Origin of the sequence: Cyclonatronum sp., from assembly GCF_022565315.1 — a bacterium.
Lineage (GTDB): Bacteria > Bacteroidota > Rhodothermia > Balneolales > Cyclonatronaceae > Cyclonatronum.
Genome location: NZ_JAIUMX010000043.1, coordinates 15,781 through 28,159, shown reverse-complemented (window position 1 = coordinate 28,159; position 12,379 = coordinate 15,781). Strand labels below are relative to the sequence as shown.

At 47.6% G+C, this 12,379-nt stretch carries 4 protein-coding genes; all 4 read right to left on the bottom strand.

The annotated features are described in order from the left end of the window. The coding region (locus LAT75_RS08630) for a sensor histidine kinase (protein WP_291482248.1) at nucleotides 1-3,232 on the bottom strand (3,232 nt) is incomplete at its 3' end. Then, a complete protein-coding gene (locus LAT75_RS08625; protein ID WP_291482247.1) occupies nucleotides 3,195-8,456 on the bottom strand; it encodes a trifunctional serine/threonine-protein kinase/ATP-binding protein/sensor histidine kinase in 5,262 nt (1,753 codons plus the stop codon). The genes LAT75_RS08630 and LAT75_RS08625, both read right to left, overlap by 38 nt. A 12-nt stretch (nucleotides 8,457-8,468) precedes the next feature. Next, a complete protein-coding gene (locus LAT75_RS08620) occupies nucleotides 8,469-9,560 on the bottom strand; it encodes a hypothetical protein (RefSeq protein WP_291482246.1) in 1,092 nt (363 codons plus the stop codon). Nucleotides 9,561-9,572: 12 nt separating this feature from the next. Continuing rightward, nucleotides 9,573-11,495: a lipoxygenase family protein gene (locus tag LAT75_RS08615; protein WP_291482245.1), complete on the bottom strand. Its 1,923-nt coding sequence runs from the start codon at nucleotides 11,493-11,495 to the stop codon at nucleotides 9,573-9,575. Between the last annotated feature and the right edge of the window lie 884 nt (nucleotides 11,496-12,379).

Below are 12,379 nucleotides of genomic sequence, written 5' to 3'. Positions count from 1 at the left end.
TCGTGGCTTTGGATGATGAAAAATTTAAAATGATATTACTGGAATCAGAAAGGGATTCAAATGAAAACAGCTGATTTTTCAGAAATGTAACGATATTGTGCTCAAGGGGATTAAGCTCCATCTTACCCGCTTCCAGTTTAGATAAATCCAAAAGCTGATTAATCAATTTCAGAAGTTGTTCTGCATTTCTGTTTACGGATACCAGTTTTCTTTTTCTATTCCGGTCTTTTTCAGAATCGAGAAGGGTTTCAATCTGTCCGATAATCAGTGTCAGAGGCGTTCTGAATTCATGCGAAATATTGGCAAAAAAATGAGATTTAAGTTGATCCAGATTTCGGAGGGTTTCTGTTTCTACTTTCTCAATTTCAAGCTGATTTTTAAGATTGAAACGATTTAGTTCATATCGACGCAATAAATAAAGGGCGAAAATAAAGAGCATCAGGTAAAATCCATACGCCCACCAGGTATGCCACCAGGGAGGAAGAATGGTAAATGTATAGGCAAACGGCTCACTCCATACACCACTCTCTCCGATGGCACGGACTTGAAAAGTGTAGGTACCAAAGGGGAGGTTACGATAATCGGCTACCGGGTCGGAGGTGGGTTGACTCCAATATGTATCTAAGCCCACAATCTTGTAGGTGTATCGGACTTTATGCGGTGCTGCCCAGTCTATGGCTGCAAAATAAAAGGTGAGATGGTTTTTATCGTATGGCAATTGCAACCCGAGGGGATAGTTCTCAAAGTTTCGCACGCCGGTAAATTTGATTGGATTCTGATCACTATCCGGTATGTTACGATAATCTATGAACTGCTCGTTAATTTCTAAATGTGTTAAACGGGGTTGGGGTATTTTATCAGAAAATGCAAATGTATTCAAATCCAGCATCGTTAAGCCATTGCCGGTGCTCCACCATGCACGGTATTTACTGTCGATTATAGCACCCGTGTTAAATCTCAAGCTTTTCAATCCATCTTGTTTACCAAAGCTTTGAATACTGACGGCAAATTCGGTACCACCGGACGTTGGGTCTTCCGTCAACGAAATTATTGACAACCCATTTTCCGTACCAATAAAAACACGGGTTTCATGTAAAGGAGCACTTTTATCTTCTATAATGGAGAAAACGCTGTTATGGGCTAAGCCTTCATTTATGGTAAAATGGGTAAAGCTTTCTCCGTTAAATATGTTAACCCCTCCGCCTTCAGTAGCCAGCCATATATTGCCGTTTTTGTCCTCCAGAATAGACCAGACGTTATTATTGGATAATCCTTCGTTCACGGTATAATGGGTAAAGCTTTCTCCGTTAAATACGCTCACCCCACCACCCTGTGTGCCAAGCCAGATATTTCCGTCTTTATCCTCTATGATGGAGAAGACAAAGTTACTTGATAATCCTTCGCTTTCGGTGTAATGAATAAAGCTCTGTCCATTGTATACGCTCACCCCACCGCCACCGGTGCCCAGCCAGATATTTCCGCTGCTGTCCTCTAAGATGGAGGAGACGCTGTTATTTGATAAGCCCTGGTTTACGGTATAATGGGTAAAGCTCTCTCCATTGTATACGCTCACCCCACCGCCACCGGTCCCCAGCCAGATATTTCCGCTTTGATCCTCCAGAATGGACATCACGATACTATTGAATAAGCCTTCGCTTACAGGGTAATGGGTAAAGCTTTCTCCGTTAAATACACTCACTCCGCCGCCCCAGGTGCCCAGCCAGATGTTTCCGCTTTTGTCTTCCAGAACAGACCAGATGTCGTTATGGGATATGCCTTCTTTTGTGGTGTAATGGGTAAAACTCTGGTCATTAATCAGGTTCAGCCCTCCGCCTTCAGTTCCCAGCCAGATATTACCACTTTGATCCTCCAGAATGGACCAAACGGTATTATGAGATAAGCCTTCGTTTTCGGTGTAATGGGTAAAGCGCTCTCCATTAAATAGGTTAACCCCGCCACCTTGTGTACCAAGCCAGATTTTGCCGCTTTGATCTTCGAGTATGGAGAAGACGGTATTTTGGGATAGGCCTTCGTTTGTAGTGAAATGGGTAAAGCTCTCTCCGTCAAATACATTCACCCCTCCGGACCAGGTACCCATCCATATATTTCCGTTTTGATCTTCCAGAATGGACCAAACGGTATTATCGGATAAGCCTTCGTTTTTGGTGTAATGGGTAAAGCTTTCCCCGTCAAACACGTTCACTCCGCCGTCCAAAGTACCTATCCAAATATTACCGCTTTGGTCTTCCATAAGCGAAAAGACGGTATTTTGGGATAAGCCTTCATTTACGGTGTAATGGGTAAAGCTTTCTCCGTCAAACACGCTCACCCCGCCACCTTCAGTTCCCACCCAAATATTGCCGTTTTGATCCTCCAATAGGGCCGCGACGAAATTATTGGATAATCCTTCATTTACGGTGTAATGCGTAAAGCTTTCGCCATTGTACACACTCACCCCACCGCCACCAGTGCCGAGCCAGATATTTCCGCTTTTATCCTGCAGAATGGCCCTCACGAGATTATTCGACAAGCCTTCGGTTACGGTGAAGTGGGTAAAACTATCACCGCTATATACGCTTACCCCTCCACGGGTTCCCACCCAAATATTTCCGCTACGATCCTCCAGGACGGCCCTTACGTAAGATGAAGCCAAACCATGTTCCACATTTAAAAATTGCAGGTGAGCAATGGCGGCATCCCTGCTTGAGGGTGGCATGGCTATGTTGGCTCTGGAATGAACAGCATTTACCGGTTTACCGGTAGCCGGGATTGGAACACCGGTGGGTAACGTTTCTCCTGCGGGGCTAACCAAAGCAAAATCGGAGTCGCCCTCCCCCAGAGAGATGGTTCTGAGCTGGCTTCTGTCAATGGGTATGGTAGTTCGTTCGTTGGGTATTGCTTGCCGGTTGGGGTGGGCATTTATTCTGGTTAACGCTTCACGGTCAACGGTAAAAGATCGGGGGCTGACCACGCTGTCGGGGTGCATAATTATTGGTGTAGCGGGGACAGGTTGGCCTGGTGTTAGCTGAACCGTTTTAGGCTGAGGGAAAAGCGTTGGTGGGAGTATGGCGTCCTTATCTCCGAACGTGCGGGTACAGGCCGCAAGAAAAACAAAAGGCAGTAAAACCAGCAGCATCCCAACAACCCCTGCCTTTCCGGCAGGCAGGCGGGCAGAGGGAAATAGCGTTGTTTGGCTAAACATGCAGCTCAATGGTAAACGTGGTGCCTTCATGCTCTTTGGTTTTTATACCGATAGTACCTCCGTGTGCTTTAATAATATCATTGGTAATACTAAGTCCGAGGCCTGTTCCCTGTGTGCCTTTTTTCGTGGTAAAAAAAGGCTGCATGATTTTATCTTTGATTTCGCGCGGGATACCGGGGCCGTTATCTTCGATTTCAACCAACACTTTACCCTGCTGAAGTTTCGTCCTGATGATTAAGCTTGCAGGCCTCTGCTCTGCAATAGTCCGCATGGCATCGAATGCATTGTTGCACAGGTTAATTACTACCCGTGTGAAATCTTCACTGATCAGGGGCACATTTCCAACAGCAGCATCAAGCTCAAACTCAAGTGCTACATTAAAAGCATCTTTAGCGGCCCGCATACCATGGAAAGAAAGGTTCACATATTCTTTAATGAGCGCATTCAGGTCTGTTGGTTCCATTTTCCCGGAACTGCCTCTGCTGTGCATGAGCATAGACTGCACAATGGCGTTAGCCCGCGAACCGTGCTCGTAAATTTTTCGCAGGTTGGCTTCGATATCGTCCAGGATTTCGGTTACGATATCATCCTCTGAACCGGCATTGCCTGCTATCAGGCCTGAGAGTTCTTCCCGTAATTCATCTACCATTTCAATCGATACCTCCGAGAAATTATTGACGAAATTAAGAGGGTTTTTGATTTCGTGGGCAATACCTGCAGTGAGCTGACCGAGGGAGGCAAGTTTTTCCTGCTGAATGAGCTGCTCCTGAGTGGCTCTCAGGTTTTCCAGTGAAGCTTTCAGGTCGGATGTTCTTTCCTCAATTTTCAACTCGAGGTTTTCGTACAGCTGTGCATTTTCAAGGGAAACGGCAATTTGACCGGAAAGCAATTCAAGAAAACGGACCCTGCCCTCGGTAAATACTGAGGTCTGCAGCTTATTCTCCAGGTACAGAATGCCTTCAGATTTCCCCTTGCTTGATAAGGGAAGGCACATAACCGATTTCAGATTGTTTGCTTTCACGACAGGATCGGCCATAAAGCGGTTATCTTTGGCGATATCATCTAAAACAAGGCTCTGAGCTGTGTTCTGAACGTACTGAATGAGGCTTTCCGGGACGCGCTCATTTTCCGGAAGCAGTGTTTCAGTATGCTCAGAAGGATTTTTCGCACCGGCAAAATAGGCGCTTTTAATGTACCATTGCTGCCCCTTTTTCATGATGATACAACCGGATTCGGCTCCGGCATTTTCAATGCTGATGCTCAGCAGGGTTTTCAGCAGCCGCTCGAGCACAACCTCTCCGGAAATCGCCTGTGCAGCTTTCATCAGGGTATCAAGGTCCAGAGCAGCATTTTCTGTAGATGAGGATTCGGACTGTGCGCCTGATTTTGTGGCACTCTGAAGGTCCGGATCCAGCCCGATAAGAAACTGAGGATACTGTTTTTTCAAATCCAGTGTCTTTGCTGCAGCACCCCACTCTTTATAGGTCTGAAATGCTTTCCGCACATAATTTTCGGCTATGAAATCCTGTCCGGCTGCGAGGTAGTACATACCGGCTCTTTCAAGAGATAATGCCTGTTCGTTAAGGAATTCCCCCTTTTCCGCACCCTTGATTGCCAGCTCATAGTGTTTTCGGGCTTTGCTGTCTTCCCCCCTGCACCAGGCCATTTCAGCATTCAGTAAATCCAGTTTGTGCTGATGGTTTACCGGGCAGAACTTAGCCCATTTCCGGAACTGAGCGATATTTTTTTTCGCACGGCGCAGCAGGGTTGTACGGTTACTTCCACTCTGCTCACGTGCTACTGCCATAGCTGCCAGCCCTTCATAAAACCAGAATACCGCCACATCGTATTTGGCGAGTACCGCATCCAGCAAAGGCCGTGCGGATACGGCATGGGCCTGCGCTTTGGTATACTGACGAAAAAGGTACTTAAGCATCAGGTTGTTGATGTGGATCAGGAAGATTCCGGCCCGGTCTTTCCGCTCTTCATGTAGCGGAGCCATTATTCGTTCATCATAAGCTTCGCCCGACAACACCGCCGGGTCGGCAGAAAGACCGAGCAGGTTACGCGCTGCCTGACGGTACACTTCGTTATAATTGTAATTGGTTTCCTGCCTGTAGTTGAGCATCTGTTCACTGAACATTTTCATCTCCCGCTCAGACTGTTCAAGGGGTTTCCCTCCCAGATAAATATGGTTGCAATAGATGTTCACATTTATGCAGGCGTACTCGATTGCGCCTGTTTCAAACCCAACCTTATATGAATAGAGGAAAGGATCAAGCGATTTGTGTACATGCTCGCTCCAGTGATTGATGAGGGCGTAAACCGGGGTGTAGATCTGCGACAACCATTTTTTGGCTTCAAACCGATCGAGCAGTGCCAGGCCAATCTGCCCGAAGTGATATCCGGAACGCATATCGCCGAGAACCCCGCACATCAGCAGTCCGTAGGTAGCAAAGCCGAAAGCCGAAATTTCCGTCACCCCGTACTTAAGGGAGAGCCGGACCATCCGGAAAATAACAAAAGGCAGAATTTGCGGTCGTGCCCAGTACACCGGCGAAGCAATATCATTGAGCATCCTCAGGGCGGCGGCCTTGTAGGGATTGGTCATTTCCGGCAGGCCTGAAATGGTTTCTTTATCTTTGCCCCTAAGCATAATTTTGGTACGGATCAAATCAGCCATCACCAGCGGCAGCGGACCCTTTTTGGGGAATTTCTCACCGAGCTGCTCCAGCACTTCAAGGCCGGTATCGATGGCTTCCTGCAGTTTATTTTGGGCTTTAAGCGCGTTAATACGAATCGCGTAGGGTCTCACCGCATCCATCAGCTCTTTTCTGTACGTCAGTATGGTGCGTAGTTTTTCTTCCATGGGCCCGAAATCGCCCATATTGTAGGCTGTTTCAGCTGCTTCTGTAAACAGAGCAAGGCTCAGATTGTACTGCGACTCCCAGTGATCATCCTTCAATAAGCCGATACCTGTTTCGAAATACCCCAAAGCCGGCTGGAAAGCTGATGACTCCCGTGCTTTGATGCCGGCACGGAGGTTCAGCTCAATAACCGTTCTCCGCTCAGCTTCAGTGCTGATGAGCTCAAGCCCCTGATTCAGCTGATTTATAATTTCGAAAAGCTGGGTTTCCAGCTGCTCTTCCGAAACCTTTTCTAAGAGAAGTGAACCAATCTGATAATGTACCGAGCTTGTTCCGCCCTGTGGAATAAGGGAATAAACGGCCTGCTGAATCCGGTCATGGGTGAAACGATAACGGTTTTCAACCGGCATAATATAGCCATCGGCAAGGGCGGCCTGAAGCGCCCGCAGTATCATCTCATTTTCAGCATCGGAAACCTGCCCCGGGCCGGATTTCGGGCTATAGCACGCGGCCAGGGTTTCCGTATCGAACTGATTGCCGATACAGGCAGCAATCTTCAGAATTTCCTGCGTATTTTCCGGAAGGAAGGTGATTTTTCCGGCAAGCAATTCTACCACGTTATCGGTGATGTTCCGCTCCCGAATCTGTTCATCATTCCATTTCCACATCCGGTTTTTGTAGTCGAAATGCAGAAGTGATTCCGTTGCAAGGCTCATTAGGAACTGTGTCACAAAAAAAGCATTGCCCAGGGTTTTCTCATAAACCAGTGCCGCAAGGGAAGCGGTCTGATTAAGCGGCAGATGTGTAGCGTCTGAAATCAGCTGATGTACATCCGCTTCCTCAAGATTTCTGATGCTGATTTCACTAATTACGGCACCTTTTTTCCGCATTTCATCCATCGTTGTGATGAAGGGATGCGCCTCACTCACCTCGTTATCCCGGTAAGCGCAGATGCACATCAGGTTTTTGAGTTCTTTGTTCGACATCAGCACACTAAGCAGCGAAAGGGATGCGCTGTCGGCCCATTGCAGGTCGTCGATAAACATCACAATGGGGTTTCCGCCAGCGGTGATCGCCTGTACAAAAGAGCTGAACAGATAATTGAGGCGGTTTTGCGACTCAAGACCACCGAGCCGGGGAATGACGGGCTGCGGGCCAATCAGCAGCTCAAGGTTCGGGATCAGATCAGTGAGCACCTTTCCTTCATCTCCCACTTTATCTCTGATCTGCTTTTGCAGCTGTTCCAGCCGGGGTTTGTTTTCCGCAAGCAGAATCGAAACAAAACTGGTAAACAGCTGAATGAACACCAGATAAGGGACGGAGCGCTGAAACTGATCGAATTTCCCTTCAATAAAATACCCTCTTTGGGCTGTGATCGGGCGGTGTGTTTCATGTACCAGAACTGATTTCCCTGTGCCTGAGTAACCGCCCACGAGCACCGTTTCGACATGGCCGTCAGCGACCCGGTCGAAGGCGTCCATCAGCATGCCCAGTTCTTTCTCGCGGCCATACAGTTTTTGAGGAAGCCGGAAATCACCAGAGAAATCATGCTGAGCCAGCTCAAAATCGTAGATACGGCCCAGTTTTTCCCACTCATCGAGGCAATACTGCAGGTCTTTCAACAGGCCCCGTGCTGACTGATAGCGGTCCTCAGCATTTTTGGACATGAGTTTAAGGATGATACGCTCCAGCATTTCCGGTATATCCTTCCGGTAAAATGACAGCGCCGGCGGCTGAGCAGCAATATGTGCATGAACAATCTCCATGGGGTCGTCCGACTGAAAGGGAAGTTGTCCGGTCAGCATTTCATAAAAGGTAACCCCGAGCGAGTACAGGTCTGTACGGTAATCGACCATTCTGTTCATTCGGCCGGTTTGTTCCGGCGAGACGTAAAGCAAAGAGCCCTCAAGCTTTTCCGGGTTCTCCAGGCTCTTCTTTTTCAGATTCAGTTTAGTAGAAATACCAAAATCAAGCAGATAAACCTCACCGCTATCTTCGCAGATAATAATGTTGTGGCTGTTAATATCCTTATGGATAATTTTTGCCGTATGTACGTCTGATAAAATTCCGGAAATTGCAATGGCATATTTCAGGAAATCAGGCGCATTGAACACATCTTTTTCAACGATTTCCCGGATGGTTTTTCCCGGCACGTATTCCAACACAATTGCATGTCGATTGTGTACCCTTTTCCGGCCAAAGCTTTTTCGTACCCCTTTGATGGAGAGGCCGTGCGTCAGTTCATGCTCGTTGTAAAACTGATTGATGAGCTGCAGCGACGGAAACTCCTGGTTCAGAATTTTTGTAACAACTCTGATTCCCCTTTCCTCATCATCATTAAGGACAATCTTTGAGCCCTTGCTTTCATAAAAAAGTTCTTCTGCCATAATAGTACGGGCTTAGCTGTTCCTGATGTCATTATCCGGAATCTCAGGCGGCATTCCGAACAATCTGATGGCCCACACCCGGGCAAATCGTGCAAAATCCGAGTGCTTGCGAAGGTAGTTGAGCGAATTGTAATCAAAAACAGAGTAGGAAGGAATAATTCCGAGGCCCACTGGCAGATGCCTCATGGAAAAAATCATCCTTGTACTCTCCGCCCAGTCAAGAGGTTTGGTCATGGTAATGACCGCAAGATCCATCCACGGATGGGAAGTTTCATCCCACTCACGGCAGCTATTAAATATTTCATCGTCGTCATCATCCGAAGCCTCATGCAACTGAACCTGAAGTTTGTATTTTACCTGGCCTTCCCGCAATCTTTCAACATATTCATCTTTCAGATAATTTCGGCTGCGTGTTTCGCCGGGCAGTATCCGCTGATTTTCAGTAGGTATCATTAAATCATATTCATCCAGTATGCCCGATTCCGGCACAGCTTCAGCCGGTACTGATCTGTATTTGATATAGCGCAGCACATTGTCGGCGGCTTTATACAGCAAAGGGGTCTGTGAATAATAGGTCAGGTTTGTAAAGGAAGTCGGATTGCGCCGCATACCGACCTGAGCCCCCTTAACCCCCGCCGGATACTTGCGGTAGTAAGCTTCATACTGCATGCCAAACCTTGTTTTCTTGTACTTTGCGAACCGGAAGAAGCTTGCAACCGACCAGAACAAGGCGGTTTTCCCGGTGTTCAGCTCGATATCCATCGGGCTTTTGTAGTGCGTATCAGCCATTTTTACGGACATACTCCGCACCACGCGCATCGCATCATCCATGAATGAGGCAGCGGCATGCCGTACCCTGCAGGGCATGGTTTTTCCCGGTTCAAAGAACGGATGAAGCGGAAAACCCGGCTCGTCCACAAAACGGATTGAACCCGATGCAGCAATTCCATTGTTGTGCGACATCTTTTTCCTTGCCAGGATGCTTCCGGCAACGGCGAGTACCAGGGTGAAGGCTTTGGTAGCAAACCAAAGGAAAATCAGGCCGGGCAGGCGGCTTAAAGCAACACGTACGGAGCTGAGTAACGGGATACGGTTAATTTTCATAGTTCAGGCAGCTCAAATGTTGGTTCGCGATTGGATGATGTCTATATCCAGATTGAGTGCGGCAAAATCCTGCCGGTGCCTTTCCAGTTTTTCCTGAAGCGCAGGCGGCACATCTCCGTCTTCATTGGCCATAATGTATCCGTAACCGGTACGGGAAAGCATATTGCTCCACCACATCATCTGCGTTGAGCGGGTAAGATCCGGGGCAATCGAATGATCAGATTCCGGCCCGAGTACGCCATCCGGACCTTTGCCGAAACGGAGCCCAAGGCTGCAGTACAGAACTTCGCCTATGTCGTCGTACTGTTTTGAGTTCGACCAGGTATGGCCGAAAGTGGCCTGATAAATGATGTAAGTACAGGCCTGCTTCAGCTGATCAATATCACCCTCTGAAACTTCATGACCTTCTGATGTACCGGTTATTTTTGAAACGGCTCTTTTGATTCCGTCTGCTTCCGGCCGTTCTTCCTTTAAGTCCATGCGGTGATGCTTCCCGTACCAGTTCGTACTGCCGTCAGTTTTCATCCTGCCATTTTTGTCGAGCAGTGCATTTTGCAGATAATGGCAAAGGAAGGCAGGCACACTGTGTTTTACCAGATCCTGCGAGAAGCAGTAAATCTCAAACCAGTGTTTTATGATTCCGGCCCGGTTATCCGGATCATCGATATAACCGGAGACAAAATCTGAGACAATATCCCAGTACAGATTGCAGGCCCTTGCATAAGTATGTGCTGCGCTTACGGGTTGCATAGGGCGGTACCCCTTCCAATCAAGCATGCCCGTTACCTTGTAAATCACCTGATCAATTCCTTTCGGCGTGAGCGCACAGGCTGAGGTAATGTACCCGTTGCCGATCAGGATGCGGTCGGCGGTGTGGTTTACAAGCACTACTGAGCGCAGAAAGGATTTAAGCAAACCGGACACGGGATTCAGCCGAAGATTCCTGAAGCAGGCAATGGCATATTGTTCGGTATTAACATGCGTTCCGGCAAAATGATGTGCCAGTTCTGCGTGCAAAGCTGCACTCACCCGGCAGATTCGTTTAGCCGCCAGCCACTTTACCCCATCAGCAGCTGTGAAGGATCTTTTCTGCTTATGATCTTTTTCCGTAGCGGTTAACGGACCTGTGAGAGTGATTTTCACCGGTTTAGGCAGGCCGTTTTCTTTAAGCTCAAACCACATGTCCACATCCGGCATGGCGTAATGATGGTACCTCTTTTCATAAGAACCCCAGTGATGGTGAACCCAATACAGATTCGGGTTTTTCGGGTCGCGGTCAAAATCACAGGCATACATGCCGTTCATCATTCGTTCGCCGAACCAATCGTCTTCACGGGTAATACCAGGCGCCTTCTTCTCCATACAAAGGGTCAGGTTTTCGGGGTAATCCTCTGCAATTTGCTGTTGGGTCAGGCCCTGATTTATACGGATCATTTCAAGGTGCCGGAGTTTGATGAGCTCAACCGGGATAAACTGTTTTTCAATGGCCTCATTGTAACCGGGCGAATAAGCGTCTGGCGCATTTTTGTCGTGATCGCTGATAACAACACGGGGCAGCGGCGTATCGCTTCGGTACTCCCAGTATGAGAGCTGAACCTGCCGGCAGCAGTATTCAATGCCAACCAGATCTCCCTTAGGGATTTTGACCCGCTTTATTTCAGTCAATACAGCAGCATGCCCGCCTTTTTGATTGAAGTGTTCATAACCAGTCTGATATACCCCAAGCCAGACCCTTGCAATGTAAAACCTGTGTACGTAAAATAAATCATAAGCAAGGCTAAACTCTCCGTTCCGGTCTGACAGCCCTTCACTGAGCTTGCGGTACCCGCCCCAAATTGTCTGTGCCCACAGCTCGGTATGCATATTAAATACCGGAGAATCTGCCTCTTCTTTACGGGTGCCAAAAGTAAGGCGGCCGGTTACCACATGATGCATCCCGGGCTTTCCGTAAATTTTGCTCCGCCGTGGAAAAATAATCCGGTACAGGGCCTGAAAAAAGCGTACCAGCGTTTCGTATAATTCCCAAACATGCAGCGCTATCCGCTGAACAATGCCCCCGTGTGTCGCTGATCGGTGAAACTCAGCTTTGTTCAGATTCTTTAAGCGGGGATGAAAAAAACGGCGCTTAAGACCATGGGTAATCTTCGTGCTTTGGATGCATTGCCCTAAATCAGTCCCCGGCTGTTCTGCTTGTACCGGTACAGTTTCTGTTTTATTCATGGCTTAAAGCTGTGACTTGCAGTTGTTGTTATGATTTCAAAATCAGTAAGCGCCTATGAAATGGTTTACCTGAAGGCTACTAAACCGGTAATAGTGGGCTGATGAAACTTACGAAGCTCGGCAAATACGACCGCAGCGCTGATTCCGGCATCCTTACAAAACAACTTTAGTTTGCCGCAATCCATAATAACTCTTTATTTAGTAGGAAATTTAACGTTTAGATTTCTGCGGATAAGTGTTTAACTAACAACTAAGAGCTAAGAATTCAGCCTACTGCTTCAGCAAAGCTACAGAGCGTTTTTGAGCAAATGCTGCTATTTCAAAAAAGAAATGCTGAAGGCTGATTGCATTCTTTTGAGAAGCCCTCATTAATTTGCGCGGCTCGATCAGCATCAGAATATGAGTATACTGTATCATGTTTATCAGCTTAATTCACAACTGCGAAGCTTTTGGTGGGGGAATTAATGATTGTTGTAAAATGACAGTGCATGTCGATACCGGCCTTATGCACTGCTCATTACACTGAATGAAACCCTGAAACTTAGATTTTACTAAGCAACTGCTTCTACAGTCTCACATGCAAAAAACCTTTTATAATG